Consider the following 19,469-nt stretch of genomic DNA (forward strand, 5'->3'; position numbering starts at 1 on the left):
CGCTGCCGTCACCCTCGTTCCGGGTTCGAATGTGTGACGTCGACGAGCACGTCGTCGCCGTCGATGGTCACTGCGTACGTGGGCACCGGCTCAATCGCCGGCAGGCTCAGCGGGACGCCGCTGGCCAGGTCGAACTGGGACCCGTGCAGCCAGCACTCGATCTTGCCGTCCTCGGCCTCGCCCTGGGAGAGCATCACGTCGGCGTGCGAGCACTCGTCACGCACGGCGTAGACCGCCCCGCCCGACCGCACCACGCACACCGGCACGCCCTCGATCTCGGTGCCGATCGCGGTGCCCTCGGCGAGGTCCGCGGCGGCACACACCCGGTGCCWCCGCGGGGCGACCGAGGAGCCGCCCGCGGCAGAACCGCCGGTCGCGGTCGTCATCCGCCCACCTCCACCGACAACTCCGCCGACGACGGCTCCGCAGCCTCGTCCGGGAGGTCGGCCGACAGCTCGCCGGCAATCTTGATCATGATGCGTTCCCGCAGCTCCGGCACGTCGATCCGGTCGATGATCTCGGCGAAGAAACCGTGCACCACGAGCCGGCGGGCCTCCTCGGGCGAGATCCCCCGCGACTGCAGGTAGAACAGCGCCTCGTCATCGAACCGGCCGGTGGCACTGGCGTGACCGGCACCGGTGACCTCACCGGTGAGGATCTCCAGGTTCGGGACCGAGTCGGCCCGCGCGCCGTCGGTGAGCACGAGATTGCGGTTGAGCTCGTAGGTGTCCGTGCCCACGGCGCCGGCGCCGATGAGGACGTCGCYGATCCACACCGCGTGGGCGGYGTCCCCGCGCAGCGCGCCCTTGTAGGTGACCCGGCTGCGGCAGGAACGCGGCTCGTGCGTGACGAGCAGCMGGTGCTCCTGGTGCTGGCCGGCATCGGTGAAGAACACGCCGTAGAGCTCGGCGTCGCCGCCGGGCCCGCGGTAGTCCACGGTCGGGTTGAGCCGCACCAGATCACCGCCGAGGGTGATGGTGAACGAGCGCAGCCGAGCGTCGCGCCCCAGCGAGTAGGCGTGCGCGCCGAGGTGCACGGCGTCGTCGTCCCAGTCCTGCAGGGTGATGAAGGTGAGCGAGGCGCCGTGCCCCACGTACACCTCGACGTTGCCGGCGTAGGTGGCGCTGCCGGTGTGGTCGAGCACCACGGTGGCGGACGCAAACGGGCCCACTTCGACGAGGACGTGACCGTAGGCCACCCCGCCCGGGGAGCCGCGCCGCCCGCCGTCGCCGCTCGTCGCGACGAACCCGGCCGGGGACCTGGGGCTCTCACCGTGCAGGTGCACGACCACCGGCTCGGTGAGCGCGGCCTCGGCCGGGACGGTGACGGCGAGCGCGCCCGCCGACCGGGTCAGGGCGAAGGCGGCCACCCGGTCGGCCGGGGTCAGCACCCGACCGATCCGGGCGTCGGCGGCGGCGAGCTGCTCCACCTCGACCCCCGCGGGCGCGGTGACCGACACGGAGACCTTGCCGTCGGCCTCGGGGCCGGTCGGCAGTCCGCGCAGCCGGCGCAGCGGKGTGAACCGCCACGCCTCCTCGCGTCCGGTGGRCACGGCGTGGTCGAGCGGGTTACGGGACCGTACGGGACGGGGTACGGCACCGGAGGCGGCCGGGGGCCGACCGGTGGCGTCGATGACGACCATCAGCCGACCGCACCTTCCATCTGCAGCTCGATGAGGCGGTTGAGCTCGAGGGCGTACTCCATGGGCAGCTCCCGGGCGATCGGCTCGAYGAAGCCGCGCACGACCATCGCCATCGCCTCCTCCTCGGACAGACCCCGGCTCATCAGGTAGAACAGCTGGTCCTCGCCGACCTTGGAGACGCTCGCCTCGTGCCCGATGGAGGCGTCGTCCTCGCGCACGTCAACGTAGGGGTAGGTGTCCGAGCGGCTCACCGTGTCGACGAGCAACGCGTCGCACTTGACCGTCGAGCGGGAGGCCGACGAGCCCTCGTTGATCTGGACGAGCCCGCGGTAGGACGTCCGCCCGCCGCCGCGGGCCACCGACTTGGAGACGATCGTCGAGGAGGTGCGGGGCGCGGCGTGCACCATCTTCGCGCCCGCGTCCTGGTGCTGACCGGCACCGGCGAAGGCGATGGAGAGCACCTCGCCCTTGGCGTGCTCGCCGAGCAGCCACACGGCCGGGTACTTCATCGTCACCTTGGAACCGATGTTGCCGTCGATCCACTCCATGGTGCCGCCCTCGTGGCAGGCGGCACGCTTGGTGACCAGGTTGTAGACGTTGTTCGACCAGTTCTGGATGGTCGTGTACCGGCAGCGCGCGTTCTTCTTCACGACGATTTCGACGACCGCCGAGTGCAGCGAGTCCGACGAGTAGACCGGCGCCGTGCAGCCCTCGACGTAGTGCACGTAGGCGCCCTCGTCGACGATGATCAGCGTCCGCTCGAACTGGCCCATGTTCTCGGTGTTGATCCGGAAGTAGGCCTGCAGCGGGATCTCGACCTGCACGCCCGGCGGCACGTAGATGAAGGATCCGCCCGACCACACCGCCGTGTTCAGCGCGGCGAACTTGTTGTCCCCGACCGGGATCACCGAGCCGAAGTACTCCTGGAACAGCTCCGGATGCTCACGCAGCCCGGAGTCGGTGTCCAGGAAGAGGACACCCTGCTCCTCGAGGTCCTCCCGGATCTTGTGGTAGACGACCTCGGACTCGTACTGGGCGGCGACCCCGGCAATGAGGCGCTGCTTCTCCGCCTCGGGAATGCCGAGCCGGTCGTAGGTCGCCCGGATGTCCTCGGGTAGGTCCTCCCACTCCTCGGCCTGCTTCTCGGTGGAGCGGACGAAGTACTTGATGTTGTCGAAGTCGATGCCCGACAGGTCGGCACCCCAGGTCGGCATGGGCTTGCGCTCGAACAGCCGCAGCCCCTTGAGGCGCAGGTCGGTCATCCACGACGGCTCGGACTTCTTGGCCGAGATGCCGCGGACAACCGCCTCGGACAGGCCGCGCTCCACGTCGGCGGCGTAGGCGTCGGTGTCAGCCCATCCGAACCGATAGGAACCAAGGCCTTCCAGGGCGGTCTCGGCAGAGGTGGTCATAGGGCGAAACCCTCCGAAGACGAGGATGGTGGACAGGCCAGGGACGCGGGCCGGGCCGGGCCGGATCCGGCCACGGCGGAATCGGGCAGMACCCGAGCGGAGCCGTCCTTCCCGGACCCGCTCTGATCGGACCCGTTCCGATCRGACCGGGCACGCGAAGCCATGCYGGGCGCCGTGCCCGCGGGCGGATGATCCGCGGCGGTGTGGCTCACGGCAGTGTGACCCGCGGGCGGGTGACCCGCGGGCGGGTGACCCGCGGGGATGTGGGTCGTGCAGACGCCGTCGCCGTGCGCGATCGTCGCCAGGCGCTGCACGTGGGTGTCGAGCACGCGGGCCAGCACCGCGGTCTCGGCGTCGCACAACGCCGGGAAGCGCTCCGCGACGAACTGGACCGGGCAGTGATGCTGGMAGATCTGCAGACCGGTGGGCAGCTCGGAGACGCTGGCGGTGTACCCGGCGGCGGTCATCGCCTCGGCGAGCGCCGCCGGGCGATCCGCCGGCTCCGCCGCCACGACCGCCTCGCGCACCCGCCGCTCCAGGTCGACGGCGCGGGTATCGGCGAACTGGGTGACCGCGCTCGCGCCACCCACCTCGGCCAGGAAGTGCAGCGCACCGGCCGCGAGATCGGAGTAGGCGTTGGGACCGGCCTGATGGCCGGCTTCGGTGAGCGCGTAACGCCGGGCCGGGCGTCCCCGGCCACGCGGCCCCCGGGACCGGCTCTCCGTGGGCGTGATGATGCCATCCGCGACCATGGCATCGAGATGCCTGCGGATAGCCGCCGGGGAGACCCCGAGCTGACGGGACAGCTCGGCTGCCGTGGCCGAGCCGCCCTCCAGGAGCAGACGCACGACCCGGTCGCGGGTACGGCCGTCCGCCGTCCCGCTCGTCCCGTCGTGGTCGTATTTCACAACGCCAGTGTGCCTTATTTCCTGGGCGCAGTCGAACCGGGGTCGCCGGAACTACAGCCCAATGGGGCGATCTTCGCCACAGCCATGACGCAGATCACATCCGCCGGACGTGAGCACACAACGGATACCCACGGGCCGTACCCGACCGACGACCGCAGGCGGCGGAATGCCAGACTTGCGCCCACTGCCATACCTGCGCGCCCACCCGGGCGCGCACCCCGGGTGGGCACACCAGGTCGGCACACCAGCGGGCCGACGGTCGCGACGCGCGGTCGCGCCCGGCCGCCACCGACCCGGAGACGATCTCAGGCGGGAGGCGACGGGCGGATGCGATCACARCTGTGGCGCGGCGGGGTCCGGCGGGCGCTGCTCTCCCTCGGACTGACTTTCCTGCTCGCGACCTCGGCGGCCTGCAGTGGCGGCGGGGAGAAGAGCAACGGGCTGGAGAAGCTGCCTGCCGGCGAGGTCGGCACGCGCACCCTGCAGGCGTTGCGCACCGCGACCGGCGTCCACGTCGTCGGCACCGAGGCCGACCCGCGCTCGGACGCCCCCGCCGGTTACGACCTGGTGATGTCCGGCACGGTCACCCGCGGCACCATTGACGAGTACGGTCAACGGACCCAGATCTTCAAGATCAAAGACGACACCTACGTCCGCCGCGGCCGCGCCTACTACGAGGGGACCGGTGACGCCGCGGCCGGGAACCTCCTCGCCGACCGCTGGGTCCGCCTAGCCCCCGCCGACGCCGCGAAATACAGCTACTTTACCCTCGACCGGCTCGCCGCGTCGCTGACCAGCTACGTCGTCGGGCTGTCCGGCCCRGTGCGGACCGAGAAGCTGGCCGGCACCCAGGCCGTCCGGGCCGCGGGCCCCGACGGAACAGCCTTCTGGGCGGCCAACACCGGGCCCGGCTATCCGTTGAAGGTGGTCGTCGCCGGCCGCTCCACCAACGAGWTCACTTTCGACGATTACGGGACGCCCGCGACCGGCACCCCGCCCGGCGACGTCGTCGACCTGTCCAACCTCGGCTGAGCCGCCGTTCCCGGCACGCCGGGTCCGCCTTACCTACCCCTTGTCTATCTTTCCTCCCCCGCGTCCCTCTCCTTACCGTGCATCGCTCCCCTACCATGCCTCCTTACCATGCGTCCTTACCATGCGTCAGCGGACCCGTGGGCGGGAGGAACGAGATGAGCGTGCCGGCACGCGGATCCCTGGTGGCGGCGGTCGACCAGGGGACCACCGGGACCACGGTCTGCCTGCTCGACCGGGACGGGGTGGTCGTCGGCCGCGGCTACACCGGGATCCGGCCCGGGTTCCCCCGGCCGGGCTGGGTCGAGCAGGATCCGGACGAGCTCTGGCGCAGCGTCGTCGACACCGTCGCCGCGGCCCTGGCCGGCTGCGGTCGCCGGGCCGGGGAGCTCGCCGCCCTCGGCATCACCAACCAGCGCGAGACCACCGTGCTGTGGGACCGGCGGACCTCCGCCCCGGTCCACCCGGCCATCGGGTGGCAGGACCGGCGGACGGCCGCGGTCTGCGAACGCCTCACCGCCGAGGGGCACGCGGGTGCGGTGGGGGAACGCACCGGGCTGGTACTCGACCCCTACTTCTCCGGTACCAAGATCGGCTGGATCCTGGACGACGACCCCGGGCTGCGCCGGCGCGCCGGCCGGGGGGAGATCGCCTTCGGCACCGTCGATTCCTGGCTGGTCTGGAAGCTGACCGCCGGGGCCGCGCACGTCACCGACGTCACGAACGCCTCCCGCACCCTGCTGCTCGACCTCGCCGCCGCGACCTGGTCCCCGGAGATGCTCGATCTGCTGGGCGTTCCCGCCGAGGTGCTGCCCGCTGTCGCGCCGAGCTCGCGGGTCTACGCCGAGACCGATCCGGACGCCTTCCTCGGCGTGCGGATCCCGGTGGCGGCCGTGATCGGCGACCAGCAGGCCGCTCTGTTCGCCCAGGGCTGCTTCGAACCCGGCCAGGCCAAGAACACCTATGGCACCGGTTCCTTCGTGCTGGTGAACACCGGCTCGGCCCTGCCGGCGCCRCAGTCGACGCTGCTGCGGACCGCGGCGTTCCAGCTCGACGGCGAACCGGTGCGGTACGCGCTGGAGGGAGCGGTCCTGTCCACCGGTGCCGCCGTCGACTGGCTACGGGACTCCCTGGGGATCATCCGGGATGCCACCGAGACCGCCGACCTGGCCGCCTCCCTGACCGGCAACGACGGCGTCTACTTCGTCCCGGCGCTCGCCGGCCTCGGCGCCCCTCACTGGGATCCCCGCGCCCGCGGCGCACTGCTCGGGATCACCCGGGGGACCACCCGGGCGCACGTCGTCCGCGCGGTGCTCGAGGGCATCGCCTACCGCACCCGGGACGTCGTCGAGGCGATGGGTGCCGCGGGCTTCCCGGTGCGCGAGCTGCGGGCCGACGGCGGGGCCGCCCGCAACCACTGGCTCATGCAGTTCCAGGCCGACCTGCTCGGCGTCGAGCTCGACGTCCCGGACAACATCGAGACGACCGCGCTCGGTTCGGCCTACCTCGCGGGGCTCGCGACCGGGTTCTTCGCCGACCGCGAGGAGCTCGCCGGGCATCGGCGCAGCGCCGAGCGGTACCGGCCGAGGCTGTCCCGGGCCGAGCGGGACCGGTCCTACCGGCGATGGCTGCGCGCCGTGGACCGGGCCCGGGACTGGGCCAAGGACGCCGACGACGCCGACTGGGACTGACCGGGCCGACGGTGCCGACCGGGCCGACCGGGACTGACCGGCCGACCGGGCTGACGGGGCTGGCGCGGCCGGAAAAACACTGTCGCGATTCCCGGATTGCGCCCCGCGACCGCGGGACCACGCCAGGGCCACGTTCCCTCGCGGCTTCTTGGTCGAACCGGCTGCCAGACGAACCGAGGCCTGACAATCTGTCACAGGGGGCGGTTGGCGTCTCCTGTCGACCTTGACCCGGACGGAGACCGTKACCGAGGCGGACTACGCCCTGGAGCTCGGCCGCCGGCTTCGCGCGGCGCGCAACCGGCGTGGCTTGTCGCTGCTGGACGTCCAGGAGCGCACGCATGGCCGGTGGACTGCCGGGACCCTGGGCGCCTACGAGCGAGGCTCTCGGACCCTGCGCGTGCATCGACTGGTCGAGCTCGCCGAGCTGTACGACGTTCCCGCGACGCTGCTGGTACCGCCGGCCGCCGATCGCCGCGAGACCGACCATCTGCCGCCGCTGGTCATCGACCTGCGCCGGCTGCGCAAGCTGCCCCCGACCCGCACCGGACCGCTGCGGCGCTGGATCGCCATCGTGCAGGTCCTGCGGTCGGACAGTTCACGCGACGTCCTGCGGCTGCGTCGCTCCGACCTGCAGTCGTTGTCCCGGCTCTACAGCACCACGCCGGCGATGCTGTACGAGCGGCTGGGCGCCTGGGGAGCGCTGGTGGAGCCAGGCGAGCCGGTGGCGGTCGGCGGGCGCCGCCGGGCGCTGCCCGTCCGCCCGCCGCAGCAACGGGGCTAGCAACGGGACTGGCAACGGGACTAGGGCACGGCCGCCCGGTGGTGCCCGTTCCACCCAGCCGAAGGCCTCGTGCCGGGGCGGACCGGCCCTCCGCCCGACCCGCGATGTCCGTAGGATCGCAAGGTGGCCGAGATCCTGGCAGTCAGTGTCACGGACCTCGTGAAGACGTATTCCTCGCGGTCCGCTTCCCCGCGTTCCGGTCGTCGTCCTCACGGGTCCGGGCGGCGGACCCGCACCGGTCGGGCCGGGCGCGGTCCCGCGGCGTTCTCCACGTCCCCTACGCCGTCCCCTACGCCCCCCGTGCGCCAGGCGCCCCCGGCGCCGCCGGTCCCTTCCGGCGACGCCGCTCGACCGTCGACGACACCCGATGGTCGGATACGCGCCGTGGACGAACTGTCACTTACCGTCCCGACCGGCACGGTCACGGCGCTGCTCGGGCCGAACGGCGCCGGCAAGACAACCACCGTGGAGATCTGCGAGGGATTCCGCCGTGCCGACGCGGGCGAGGTGCGGGTCCTCGGACTCGACCCCTGGGCGGACGCCGTTGCCCTGCGCCCCCGGGTCGGGGTGATGCTGCAGTCCGGGGGGATGTATCCCGGCGCCCGCGCCGGCGAGATGCTGCGCCTCGTCGCCTCGCACTACCGCCACCCGCTGGATCCCGCGGCGCTGTTGGACCGGCTCGGGCTGGCCGGGTCCGCCGGTACCCCGTTCCGCCGGCTCTCCGGCGGCCAGCAGCAGCGGCTGTCGCTGGCGATGGCCGTGGTCGGCCGCCCGGAGCTGGTCTTCCTCGACGAGCCGACGGCCGGGTTGGACGTCCAGGGCCGGCGGGACACCTGGGAACTCGTCGAGGAGCTGCGCACGGCCGGGGTCACCGTCGTGCTGACCACCCACGCCATGGACGAGGCCGAACGRCTCGCCGATCAGGTGATCATCGTCGACCACGGCAGGGTGGTGGCGGTCGGCTCCCCCGCGGAGCTCACCCGGGGCGGCGCCGAGGGGCAGCTGCGCTTCCGGGCCCCCGCCGGGCTGGATCTCGGCCGGCTGCTGCTCGCGCTGCCCGAYGGCACCACCGTGCAGGAGGGCCCGGCTGGGCACTACCTGTTGCAGGGCACGGTCGACCCGCAACTGCTCGCCGCGGTGACCGCCTGGTGCGCGGGTAACGGCATCCTGGCAGAGGATCTCCGGGTCGAACAACGCACGCTGGAGGACGTCTTCGTGGAACTGACCGGATCGGAGCTGCGCTCATGACCGGCGTCCCGCTGCTCGATCTGCGCCCGGCTCCGGCGCCCGCGTCGCGGGCCCGGATGCTGGCGGCACAGACCAGGCTCGAGCTGGTACTCACCCTGCGGCGCGGCGAGTCCGTCCTGCTCACCCTGATCATCCCGGTCGGTCTGCTGGCCTTCTTCACCGCCGTCGACGTGCTGCCGAGCTCCACCGAGCGGCCGGTGGACTTCCTCGTCCCCGGGGTGCTCGCGCTGGCCGTGATGTCGACCGCCTTCACCGGGCAGGCGATCGCGACGGGCTTCGAACGCTCCTACGGCGTACTCAAACGCCTCGGGGCGACCCCGCTGCCGCGCGTGGTCCTGCTCGCCGGCAAGACGTTGGCGGTGCTCGCCGTCGAGGTCATCCAGCTGGTGCTCCTGGTGGCGGTCGGATTCGCGCTGGGCTGGGACCCGACCGGCGGGCCGGTCGGGGTTCCGGCGGTGCTGGCGCTACTCGTCCTGGGCACAGCCGCGTTCTCGGGGCTCGGCCTGCTGATGGCCGGAGCCCTGCGGGCCGAGGCGACGCTCGCCGCCGCCAACGGCGTCTACCTGGTGCTGCTGCTGATCGGCGGGGTGGTGTTCCCGCTGTCGAAGCTTCCCGGCTGGCTGCGGGCGGTCGCCGAGGCGCTGCCGACCGCGGCGCTGTCGGACGGGCTGCGGGCCGTCCTGGCAGAGGGCGACGGTCCGGGGGCACGCCCCCTGATCGTGCTCGTGGCCTGGGCGGTGGCGAGTCTGGCGCTCGCCGCCCGCACCTTCAGTTGGGAGTAGAGCCGACTGGGAGTAGAGCCGACACCGCGACCGTCCGGTCACCGGGCACCATCCGGCCGGCAGGCACCATCCGGCCGGCAGGCACCATCCGGCCGGCAGGCACCATCCGACCAACGGAGAAGGATCCGAGCGGCCCGTGCCGGACAGGGCGTTACCATGGCAGTCGTGCCAGCTTCTACAGAGCGTCGGAGTTTGCCGCTGATCAGCCTTCGCGCCTTCCGGCTCCTCACCACGCTCAACGTGGTCTTGCTGTCACTGATCGTGGTGAGTGGCGGCGTGGTCCGCCTGACCGGCTCCGGCCTCGGCTGCCCGACCTGGCCGCAGTGCGGGGACGGCTCGTTCGTGCCGCACTCGGAATACGCCCTGCACGGAGCGATCGAGTTCGGCAACCGGGTCGTCGGCCTGGTGGTCGGCCTCGTGACGCTGATCACCCCGCTGGTCGCGCTCCGCCTGCGGGGCGGACGGCGGCGCGATCTTCGACTGCTGTCCTTCGGCCTCTGGGTGGGTTTCCTCGGGCAGGCCGTGCTCGGCGGGATCACCGTCCTGACGAAGCTGCACCCGGCGACCGTCGCCGCCCATTTCCTGCTCTCCATGGTCCTGCTGTGGAACGCGGTCCTGCTGGACCACCGGGCCCGCCAGGACGCGGGTGCGCCGACCCCGGGGGTCGGTCCCGCGCTGCGGTGGCTGGCGCGCCTGCTGGTGGTCGTCTCGGCGGGGGTGCTCGTCCTCGGCACGGTCGTGACCGGCGCCGGGCCGCACAGCGGTGACAGCGACCATCCGGCCCGCTTCGGGTTCGACCTCGTCAACGTCTCCCAACTGCACGCCGACGGCGCGATGCTGCTGGTCGGGCTCGTCGCGGCCATGGCGTTCGCGGTGCGGGTCGCCGAGGCCCCCGACGAGGCCAGGCGGACCTCCCTCGCCCTGGTCGGGACCGTCCTCGCGCAGGCCGCGATCGGATTCACTCAGTACTTCCTCGGCGTTCCCGCCCTCCTCGTCGCCCTGCACATGACCGGGGCGACCGTGATGTGGGTCGCCGCGCTGCGGCTCTGGCTCGCCCTGAGCTCCCGGCACCCCCGGCCGGCACCGGACGCGGCGCCCACGCTCGCGGCGGCCGGCGCCGAGGTCCCCGCGCCCGCCGGGCCGGTCGGGACCACCGCCCCCACCGGCGCCGGCATCGGCTCCTAGACCACCGACACCCTGGGACCACCGACACCCTGGGACCACCGACACCCTGGGACCACCGACACCCTGGGACCACCGACACCCTGGGACCACCGACACCCTGGCCACGGCGGCCACGCCCCGTTCCTGAGACGGTAAACAGTCCCGGCGGCCGGCTCGACGTCCGACGACCCGCCGCGGCACGGCCTCCGCCGAGGGGCCGACGTCGCGACGGAAACGCGACGGACAAGTGTGGAGGGTTGGGCATGGTCTGGAGACCGTCCCCCAGACCGGGCGCCAGCGCCACTACCGAGTGTAACCGATCACAGCCTTATGTGATCTTGTCGAGGCCCTGCCCCGACTCCTCACAATGCAACAGCGCCGTTGCGGGGGTCTCGCCGGATGACCGATGATTTGGAGCTCGATTATGATGGATGGAGGCTTGGACAAGCCTGACCTTCCCAACTCAGGAGTAATTTTCCATTTCTGGCACACCCAACGAAGGACCAGGTGAAAGTCGGCGGCTAGAATCGGCCGTGTGGATGCCACCCAAAAAATTCTTCTGCTATGCGGAAGCCTCCGCGCCGGGTCGTCCAACTCGGCGCTGCTACGCACCACGCGAGCATTGACCCCGCCGGGATTCGTTGCGGACGACTACGACGGTATGGCCAAGCTGCCGCACTTTAACCCTGACGACGACCAAGATCCTTTGCCTGTGTCGGTAGTGGACCTGCGGGCCCGCATTGCATCGGCCGCTGCGATCCTGATCTGCACGCCGGAGTACGCGGGCGCACTGCCGGGTTCCTTTAAGAACCTGCTCGACTGGACCGTCGGTGGGATCGAGATCGGGGACAAACCCACGGCATGGATCAACGTATCGCCGTCCACGACAAAGGCCGCGGACGCGCACGATTCCCTGCGCAAGGTGCTGCGTTACACCGGCGCCATGATCGTCGAGGAAGCCTGCATGCACATCCCCGTCCACAGATCGACCATCAACGACCAGGGCGTGGTCACCGATGACCAGATCCGGGCCGGTGTGCTCAAGTCACTGGCCGCGCTGACCGCAGCGGTCTCGTGAACCAGACCGGTCCCCGGGGTGGAGCGACCCGGGGACCGGGTCGACCGCTACAACACCTGCGCCGATTCATGCAGGTCCCGCTGCCGGATGAAGAAGAAGGCAACCAGGGCGCCGACCGCGCACACAATGGCGCAGACGACCATGACGCTGGTGAAGCTATGCACGAACGCGGCCCGACCGGCGTCGCCAGCCCGGGTGATGTTGCCGACGGCAACTTCCCGTCCCACGGCCGAAGGTCCAGCGTACTTCGACAGCACCAGCTGCTGAAACAGCGCGCCGAAGCYGGCGATCCCGATGGCGACACCAACCTGCTGAAAGGTCTCGCCGATGCCGGTGGCCATGCCCGCCTTCGCGGCCCTACCTGCCAGCGCTGGCGTCGTTCGCCCGCCACCTCCGCAACGACTACGACGCCGTCGTCGCCGGGCTCACCCTGCCGCACAGTTCCGGGCCCGTCGAGGGCGCCGTGATTCCACGTAACTGTAAGTAGGCGGAATGAAATAACCTGTGCAACTTGAGCCTCTCGCGGCCCTGTGACCTGCTAAGATGCTCCCGAACATGCATTTGTTATTTCATTACGATTCCTAAAGATGGTGAAGAGGCAGATGTATGGACGGGCGAACTTCGATCTCCTGCGTAAGCGCGTGTTGATCAGACAACTCGGAAACCAGGCCATCACGTGATCGTCGCCAGAACCGAATAACGCGATCGCCTCCGCTGCCGCGGGAGACGGAACGGGATCAGGCGGGCGCGGACCCGGCGGAGGCTGGCCGGCCAGGACGGCAGTGTGCGGGTCGGGACCGGACGCGGGCTGCCGCCGGGTGGGGTGGTGGGTGTTCGGGGGTGTCGTGCCAGCACAGGCTGAACGCGCAGTTCACCAGGGCCGGGTGGCGGGCGATCGCGGTGGCGGAGCGGACCTGGACGTCGGCCCAGCCGAGTTCGTGTGTGATCTGTTTGTAGTCTTGTTCGACCCAGCCGTGCGGCCCGTACAGGCGGTCGATCTCGCTGTGGGCGGCGGGTGGGAACGCCGATGCCGCCGCGGTGGGCAGGTCGGGGTGGGGCAGGGTGGTGGCCAGATACCAGGTACTGGTCGATGGCAGGGTCGCCGGGTCGGTGGTGGCCACGACCAGCCGCGGTGGTCCGCCGGGTCTGGGTGTGCCCGTCCGGTAGACGCGCCGCACTGGTGTCAACTGGCCAGGACGGGTGGGCCCGTCCCAGACCCTTCGCGGGCGGCCCGCCGGCAAAACAACGCCCCGTCCCGCCCGGTGACACCGGGATCAGGACGGGGCGGGGTCGGTGGGGTCGGGCGAGATCAGACGAGAGCGGTGACGGCGATCGCCACGAACAGCAGGGTCAGATACGTGATCGACATGTGGAACAGGCGCATCGGCCTCGGGTCCTCGCCGTGCCGGGCCCGGCGGGCGACCCGGTGCGACTCGACCAGGAACCAGGCTCCCACCGCGACGGCGGCGACGAGGTAGACCGGGCCGGTGGAGGCGACGGGAGCGACCGCGAGCGAGGCGGCGACCATCGCGTAGGCGTAGCCCAGCATCCGCCGGGTGACGACCTGGACGGAGGCGACGACCGGCAGCATGGGGACGCCCGCCGCGGCGTAGTCGTCGCGGAACTTCATCGCCAACGCCCAGAAGTGCGGCGGGGTCCAGAAGAAGACGACGGCGAACAGCAGCACCGCGGCCCAGCCGACGGTCCCCGTGACCGCCGACCATCCGATCAGGACGGGGAAGCAGCCGGCCGCGCCCCCGATGACGATGTTCGACGGGGTGCGGCGCTTCAGCCCGAGGGTGTAGACGAAGACGTAGAAGGCGATCGCCCCGTCCGCCAGCAGCGCGGAGGGCCAGTTGACCAGGAAACCGAAGAGCAGCGTCGAGACGATCCCGATCACGATGCCGAAGGTCAGCGCCTCCGTGGGCGTGACGGTCGCCCGCACGAGCGGACGGCGCTTCGTGCGGCCCATCATCTGATCGATGTCACGATCGACGTAACAGTTGATCGTGTTCGCGCTGCCGGCGGCGAGGGTTCCCGCCACCAGGGTCACGGCGATCAGCCAGAGCGACGGCACGCCCCGTTCGGCGAGCATCATGACCGGGACGGTGGTGATGAGCAGCAGTTCGACCACGCGCAGCTTCATTAGGGCGACATAGCCGCGGGCCTTCGCCGACACGGCCGCCCAGCCCCCGCGAGTCGCGTGCCCGGCGCCCGGGAGCCCGTCGGCGGGCGGATCGGCTGCGGGGGCTGGCGGGCCGGCTGCGGGGGCTGGCGGGCCGGCTGCGGGGGCTGGCGGGCCGCCGACCCCCGGCGCCGGTGCGGGGACACCGGGCGGCTCGAGCGCCGGCGCCGGTGCGGTCGTTGGCTTGGAGGCGCCCGCCCGCCCCGGTCCGCGGGCGGGGACATGCCGGTGACGAAGGACGGCCTCGGTAGACAGAGCGACCTCGCGATCGGCGGGATCGACGGGCGACCCACGCGGGACGGTGCCCCGAAAGTCGGAGCGGACGGTGTTCTACGACGTGTCGGAGTCTAGCCGCCGCGGCGCTGCGTACGCGCGTCGACCGCGCCCGGACCCCCGCCGCCGTCCTGCGTCCTCTCTCACAACCGCGCCACGCGGCCCCCCGGGCGGCGGCGACCGACATGTACTGGCGTGGGGCATCGGACAGCGACGGTGGGCATGGCGCATGGACGGCGGGCATCGGGCATCAGGCATGAACCGCAGGGACCGGGATTCCACTCGTCGTGCGCRTTGTTCTCCCAACCGCCACCCGACTGTCACGGGGATCCGCAGACTGGRATCAGACTGGAAACAGACTGGGATGGAGCCGGCCCCAGAGGGTAGTGCCCTGAAGGGGGTGCGCCCATCCGAAGCGCGAGAACGGCCATGAAGCGCGAGAACAGCTTGGAGGCCTTGGAGACATGGTGAGGACGCCACCGCCCGCGGAGAGGAAGTCAGCCCGATGAGCAATCCCCTGTCCGAGCTCTCAGCCGCCGGAGTGGCGGTCTGGCTGGACGACATCAGCCGGGACCGCCTACGCACCGGCAACCTCGCCCACCTGGTCGAGAACCGCGGCGTTGTCGGCGTGACGAGCAACCCGACCATCTTCCAGAAGGCGATCAGTTCGAGCGACCTGTACGACGAGCAGCTGCACGACCTGGCGATCCGCGGCGTGGACGTCGGCGAGGCCGTCCGGGCCATCACGGCCGCCGACGTGCGCGACGCCTGCGACGTGCTGCGCGGCGTCTACGACGCCAGCGGCGGCGTCGACGGCCGGGTGTCCCTGGAGGTCGATCCCCGGCTCGCCCACGAGGCCGAGCGCACGCTCGCCGAGGCGCGTGCCCTGTGGTGGCTGGTCGACCGACCCAACCTGTTCATCAAGATTCCCGCCACCCGGGCCGGCCTCTCGGCAATCACCGAGACGCTTGCCCAGGGCATCAGCGTGAACGTGACGCTGATCTTCGGACTCGACCGGTACGACGCCGTGATCGACGCGTTCATGACCGGTCTGGAGAAGGCCCTGGCCGCGGGGCGCGACATCACCGACCTGGCCTCGGTCGCGTCGTTCTTCGTCAGCCGGGTGGACACCGAGGTCGACCAGCGGCTGGAGAAGATCGGCACCTCGGAGGCGAAGGCGCTACGCGGCCGGGCCGCCGTCGCCAACGCCCGGCTGGCCTTCGAGCGGTACGAGAAGGCGTTCGCCACCCCCCGCTGGGCGGCCCTGGCCGCGGCGGGCGCGAAGCCCCAACGCCCGTTGTGGGCGTCGACGTCCACCAAGGACCCGTCCCTGCCGGACACGATCTACGTCACCGAGCTGATCGCGCCCGGAACCGTCAACACGATGCCGGAGGCGACCCTGGAGGCGTTCGCCGACCACGGGTCGGTGACGGGTGAGACGATCCGCCCCCGCTACGAGGAGGCCCACGAGGTGTTCGCCCAGCTCACAGCCGTCGGAATCGATCTCGACGACGTGATCGAGACCCTGGAGAGCCAGGGCGTACAGAAGTTCGAGGACTCGTGGACCCAGCTGTTGGACACCATCGCGGCGCACCTGGGATCAGCCGGTTCGTCCGCGTAAGGCCTGGCGCCGGCCGTGGCCGTGGCGGTCGCCACGGCCGTCGCCACGGCCGTGATGATCGTCTCAGCGTCGTTCATGGACACCCGACGGTCCCCGGTGAAACAACCTCGGAGAGACCACAAGCAGAACGAAGGGGGAACGGGTGGCGCCCACGGTGAGTACCAACCCGCTGCGGGACCCACGTGACCGCAGACTGCCGCGCCTGCCGGACGCGAGCGCCCTGGTGGTGTTCGGCGCTACCGGCGACCTGGCCCGCAAGAAGCTGATCCCCGCCGTCTACGACCTGGCCCACCGCGGCCTGCTGCCGCCGGGTTTCGTCCTGCTCGGGTTCGCCCGCCGGGACTGGCCCGACGAGGACTTCGCCGAGTTCGCCCGGCAGGCCGCCGAGAAGGGCGCCCGCACCCCCTTCCGTGCAGAGGTCTGGGACCGGCTGGCGGGCTCCGTGCGGTTCCTGCCAGGGTCCTTCGACGACGACGCCGCGTTCGACCGGCTCGCCCGCACGCTGGAGAGCCTGGAGCACTCCCACGGTATCCGTGGCAACGCGGCGTTCTACCYGTCGATCCCGCCGTCGGCCTTCCCGGTCGTGCTCAAGCAGATGCAGCGCACCGGGCTCTCCTCGGCCGCGGGTTCGGGCGGCTGGCGCCGGGTCGTCGTCGAGAAACCGTTCGGTCACGACCTGGAGTCGGCCCGGCAGCTCAACGCGCTCGTCGACGACGTCTTCACCCCGTCCGGGGTGTTCCGCATCGACCACTACCTGGGCAAGGAGACGGTCCAGAACCTCTTCGCGCTGCGCTTCGCCAACACGCTGTTCGAACCGATCTGGAACTCCCAGTTCGTCGATTCGGTGCAGATCACCATGGCCGAGGACGTCGGGATCGGCACCCGGGCCGGCTTCTACGACGAGACGGGCGCCGCTCGGGACGTGCTCCAGAACCACCTGTTGCAGCTGCTCGCCCTGACCGCGATGGAGGAGCCGGTCAGCTTCGGCGCGGAGACCATCCGCACCGAGAAGCTGAAGGTGCTCCGCGCGGTGTCGCTGCCCATGGACCTCACTCGCTACGCGGTAAGGGGGCAGTACGAGCAGGGCTGGCTCGCCGGGGAGCGGGTCCCGGGCTACCTCGACGAACAGGACATCCCTGCGCAGTCGCGGACGGAGACCTTCTCGGCGGTGCGCCTCGGCATCGAGACGCGCCGGTGGGCCGGGGTGCCGTTCTACCTGCGGACCGGCAAGCGGCTGYCACGGCGGGTCACCGAGGTCGCCATCTTCTTCAAGAAGGCGCCGCACCTGCCATTCGACGAGACCGCCACCACCGAGCTCGGCAACAACCAGCTGGTCATCCGGGTGCAGCCCGACGAGGGGGTCACGCTCAAGTTCGGCTCCAAGGTCCCCGGCTCGGCGATGGAGGTCCGGGACGTCGCGATGGACTTCCTGTTCGGTGAGGCGTTCACCGAGGCGCTGCCGGAGGCCTACGAACGGCTGATCCTCGACGTGCTGCTCGGCGACGCGACGCTGTTCCCGAACAACGCGGAGGTCGAGGAGTCCTGGCGGATCGTCGATCCGCTGGAGCGGCACTGGGCGGGCACCACCCCGCACCGCTACCGGGCCGGCACCTGGGGTCCGGCTGCCGCCGACGAGATGCTCGCCCACGACGGTCGCCGGTGGCGGCGGCCATGACCATGGATTAGGAGCCCCTCGTGACCACATTGTGGGACACCACCGGTTCTGAGGTGGTCAAGGCCCTCGCCGCCGAACGACGGGCGGCCGGAGCCCTGGCCTTCGGCCTGGCGCTGACCCTCGTCGTCGTCGTCGACGAAAAGCACGTCAGCGCCGCCGAGGGCGCGGCGACGCTGGCGGCCTCGGCCCATCCGTGCCGGCTACTGATCGTCGTCCGCCGGCAGGTCGACGTGCCGCATCCCCGGCTCGACGCCGAGGTCTCGATCGGCGGTCGGCTCGGCCCGGGCGAAGCGGTCGTGATGCGGATGTCCGGCCGGTTGGCGCTGCACGCGGAATCGGTCGTGCTTCCCCTGCTCGCACCGGACGCCCCGGTGGTCACCTGGTGGCACGACGAGCCGCCGGCCCGGATCGCCTACGACCCGCTCGGCGTGTTCGCCGACCGGCGGGTCACCGACGTCACCGCCAGCCCGGATCCGCTGTCGGCCCTGTTCCAGCGGGCCGCGGACTTCGCCCCCGGCGACACGGACCTGTCCTGGACCAGGCTGTCGCCCTGGCGCACCCTGCTCGCCGCCGCCTTCGACGCGGTGGTCAGCGAGCGGCCGGACTCGGCCGTCATCACCGCCGGCCGGGCCGATCCGAGCGCCCAGCTGTTCGCCGGCTGGCTCCAGAACAGGCTCGCCGTCCCGGTGACGGTCGACGAGACGGGCGGCCGGCCCGGTATCACCGCGGTCGCCGTCGCCCTCGACGGGGACCGGCTGGCCGTCTCCCGSACCGACTCCCGCTCGGCGATGATCTCCCGCACCGGGTACCCGGACCGGGTACTGCCTCTGGCCGACCGGGGCGTCGGGGACCTGCTCGCCGAGGAGCTGCGCCGGCTTGACGAGGACGCCGTCTACGCCGAGGCCCTGGGTACCTGGAGCGGCCTGCCGAACCTGACCAGACGCTCGCCGCACCGAGAGCACATCTGGCGGGACCCGATGGACCAGACCGTGGGCACCACGGACGCGTTGGCCGCCGGCGCCGCGACGTCGGGCGCCGTGACGTCGGGCACCGTGACGTCCAGCACCGCGGCCCCGGGCACCGCCCCGATGACGAGTGCCCCGAACAACGAACGGACGGTGGGTGGCGCATGACGGCCGAGCCGGAGCTCGTCCTCCATCGTGACGCCGGGGTACTGGCCAGGGCGGCCGCGGCCCGGCTGATCACCCGGCTGGTGGACGCCCAGACGGCCCGCGGKGAGGCCTCACTCGTCCTGACCGGCGGTGGCATCGGCATCGCCCTGCTGCGGGCGGTGCGATCGAACCCGGCTCTCGACGCGGTKGACTGGGGCAAGGTCGACATCTGGTGGGGCGACGAGCGGTTCGTCGCGGCCGGCTCGCCCGACCGCAACGAGCGGCAGGCGCGGGAGGCGCTGCTCGATCACATCCCGGTGGATCCCAAACGGATCTTCCCGATGGGCCATCTGGCGGCCCCGACCGCGGGCGGTGACGTCGAGGGACGGGCCTCGGCCTCCGGCTATACCGATCCGGAGTCCGCCGCGGCGGAGTACACCGCGCTGCTGGCCACCCGTGCCGTCGCCGGATCGGCGGTGCCGAGCTTCGACGTGGTGCTCCTCGGGCTCGGCCCGGAGGGCCATGTCGCCTCGCTGTTCCCGGACTCCCCCGCGGTCGTMGCGACCGAACCGGTGGTGGCCGTGCATGACTGCCCCAAACCACCGCCGGAACGCGTCACGCTGACCCTGCCGGCCATTCAGTCCGCCCACGAGGTCTGGGTGATCGTCGCCGGGGAGGAGAAGGCCGATGCGGTCGCGGCGTCGTTCTCCGGAGCGGGACCGATCACGATCCCGGCGACGGGAGCCGTCGGCCGCGACCGCAGCCTGTGGCTCGCCGACCGGGCCGCCGCCTCCCGGCTGCCCGGCTGGCAGTGACACGGTCCGTGGACGACCTGTCCCGTAGACCTGTCCCGTGGGCCGGGCCCACG

Annotated in this window: 18 protein-coding genes; 11 read left to right on the forward strand and 7 right to left on the reverse strand. The window is 71.5% G+C overall.

Annotated elements, in window-relative coordinates; genetic code table 11:
- Positions 1-8: 8 nt before the first annotated feature.
- The 4 genes from CcI156_RS04685 to CcI156_RS04700 are packed head-to-tail and all read right to left on the reverse strand — an operon-like array spanning position 9 to position 3,962.
- Positions 9-386, reverse strand: a complete 378-nt coding sequence (locus tag CcI156_RS04685) for a non-heme iron oxygenase ferredoxin subunit (protein WP_076804423.1) — start codon at positions 384-386, stop codon at positions 9-11.
- A complete protein-coding gene (sufD, locus tag CcI156_RS04690; protein ID WP_076804425.1) occupies positions 383-1,642 on the reverse strand; it encodes a Fe-S cluster assembly protein SufD in 1,260 nt (419 codons plus the stop codon). The genes CcI156_RS04685 and sufD overlap by 4 nt, the downstream gene beginning before the upstream one ends.
- Positions 1,642-3,054 (reverse strand): Fe-S cluster assembly protein SufB, encoded by a 1,413-nt coding sequence (gene sufB / locus CcI156_RS04695; RefSeq protein WP_076804427.1) that lies wholly within the window; start codon positions 3,052-3,054, stop codon positions 1,642-1,644. Before sufB ends, sufD begins: the two co-directional genes overlap by 1 nt.
- Positions 3,051-3,962: a metalloregulator ArsR/SmtB family transcription factor gene (locus CcI156_RS04700; RefSeq protein ID WP_076804429.1), complete on the reverse strand. Its 912-nt coding sequence runs from the start codon at positions 3,960-3,962 to the stop codon at positions 3,051-3,053. The genes sufB and CcI156_RS04700 overlap by 4 nt, the downstream gene beginning before the upstream one ends.
- Positions 3,963-4,289: 327 nt before the next feature.
- Between CcI156_RS04700 and CcI156_RS04705 the strand changes: the two genes are divergently transcribed.
- The 7 genes from CcI156_RS04705 (at position 4,290) to CcI156_RS04735 (ending at position 11,735) form a co-directional block, all read left to right on the forward strand.
- On the forward strand, positions 4,290-4,994 hold the full coding sequence (locus CcI156_RS04705; protein ID WP_076804431.1) for a hypothetical protein: 705 nt from the start codon (positions 4,290-4,292) through the stop codon (positions 4,992-4,994).
- Positions 4,995-5,149: 155 nt separating this feature from the next.
- Entirely contained in the window at positions 5,150-6,682 is a 1,533-nt protein-coding gene (gene glpK / locus CcI156_RS04710) for a glycerol kinase GlpK (RefSeq protein ID WP_023841557.1), read from the forward strand.
- Positions 6,683-6,905: 223 nt separating this feature from the next.
- Complete coding sequence (locus tag CcI156_RS04715) at positions 6,906-7,463, forward strand: transcriptional regulator (RefSeq protein WP_011436095.1); 558 nt, start codon at positions 6,906-6,908, stop codon at positions 7,461-7,463.
- A 123-nt stretch (positions 7,464-7,586) separates the two neighbouring features.
- Entirely contained in the window at positions 7,587-8,711 is a 1,125-nt protein-coding gene (locus tag CcI156_RS04720; protein ID WP_035730264.1) for an ABC transporter ATP-binding protein, read from the forward strand.
- Entirely contained in the window at positions 8,708-9,493 is a 786-nt protein-coding gene (locus tag CcI156_RS04725; protein ID WP_023841560.1) for an ABC transporter permease, read from the forward strand. Before CcI156_RS04720 ends, CcI156_RS04725 begins: the two co-directional genes overlap by 4 nt.
- 156 nt (positions 9,494-9,649) lie before the next feature.
- Positions 9,650-10,678: a heme A synthase gene (locus CcI156_RS04730; RefSeq protein WP_011436092.1), complete on the forward strand. Its 1,029-nt coding sequence runs from the start codon at positions 9,650-9,652 to the stop codon at positions 10,676-10,678.
- 514 nt (positions 10,679-11,192) lie between these two features.
- Complete coding sequence (locus tag CcI156_RS04735) at positions 11,193-11,735, forward strand: NADPH-dependent FMN reductase (RefSeq protein ID WP_011436091.1); 543 nt, start codon at positions 11,193-11,195, stop codon at positions 11,733-11,735.
- Between the two features lie 47 nt (positions 11,736-11,782).
- On the opposite strand, the gene CcI156_RS04740 is transcribed toward CcI156_RS04735, so the two are convergent.
- The 3 genes from CcI156_RS04740 to CcI156_RS04750 form a co-directional block, all read right to left on the reverse strand.
- Positions 11,783-12,076 (reverse strand): hypothetical protein, encoded by a 294-nt coding sequence (locus CcI156_RS04740; RefSeq protein ID WP_076804433.1) that lies wholly within the window; start codon positions 12,074-12,076, stop codon positions 11,783-11,785.
- Positions 12,077-12,472: 396 nt separating this feature from the next.
- Complete coding sequence (locus CcI156_RS04745; protein ID WP_035941788.1) at positions 12,473-12,856, reverse strand: hypothetical protein; 384 nt, start codon at positions 12,854-12,856, stop codon at positions 12,473-12,475.
- Between the two features lie 188 nt (positions 12,857-13,044).
- Positions 13,045-13,914 carry a heme o synthase gene (locus CcI156_RS04750; RefSeq protein WP_023841562.1) on the reverse strand — a complete coding sequence of 290 codons (870 nt, stop codon included), beginning with the start codon at positions 13,912-13,914 and terminating at the stop codon, positions 13,045-13,047.
- A 784-nt stretch (positions 13,915-14,698) separates the two neighbouring features.
- Between CcI156_RS04750 and tal the strand changes: the two genes are divergently transcribed.
- The 4 genes from tal (at position 14,699) to pgl (ending at position 19,416) form a co-directional block, all read left to right on the forward strand.
- The gene (tal, locus tag CcI156_RS04755) at positions 14,699-15,814 is read left to right on the forward strand and encodes a transaldolase (protein ID WP_011436087.1); all 1,116 of its coding nucleotides are present in this window, start codon (positions 14,699-14,701) and stop codon (positions 15,812-15,814) included.
- Between the two features lie 142 nt (positions 15,815-15,956).
- Positions 15,957-17,489 (forward strand): glucose-6-phosphate dehydrogenase, encoded by a 1,533-nt coding sequence (gene zwf / locus CcI156_RS04760; RefSeq protein ID WP_076804436.1) that lies wholly within the window; start codon positions 15,957-15,959, stop codon positions 17,487-17,489.
- Positions 17,490-17,509: 20 nt separating this feature from the next.
- On the forward strand, positions 17,510-18,622 hold the full coding sequence (locus CcI156_RS04765; RefSeq protein ID WP_011436085.1) for a glucose-6-phosphate dehydrogenase assembly protein OpcA: 1,113 nt from the start codon (positions 17,510-17,512) through the stop codon (positions 18,620-18,622).
- Positions 18,619-19,416, forward strand: coding sequence for a 6-phosphogluconolactonase (gene pgl / locus CcI156_RS04770; protein ID WP_011436084.1), 798 nt, complete (start codon positions 18,619-18,621; stop codon positions 19,414-19,416). The genes CcI156_RS04765 and pgl overlap by 4 nt, the downstream gene beginning before the upstream one ends.
- The last annotated feature ends 53 nt before the right edge of the window (positions 19,417-19,469 follow it).

Origin of the sequence: Frankia sp. CcI156, from assembly GCF_001983015.1 — a bacterium.
Lineage (GTDB): Bacteria > Actinomycetota > Actinomycetes > Frankiales > Frankiaceae > Frankia > Frankia casuarinae.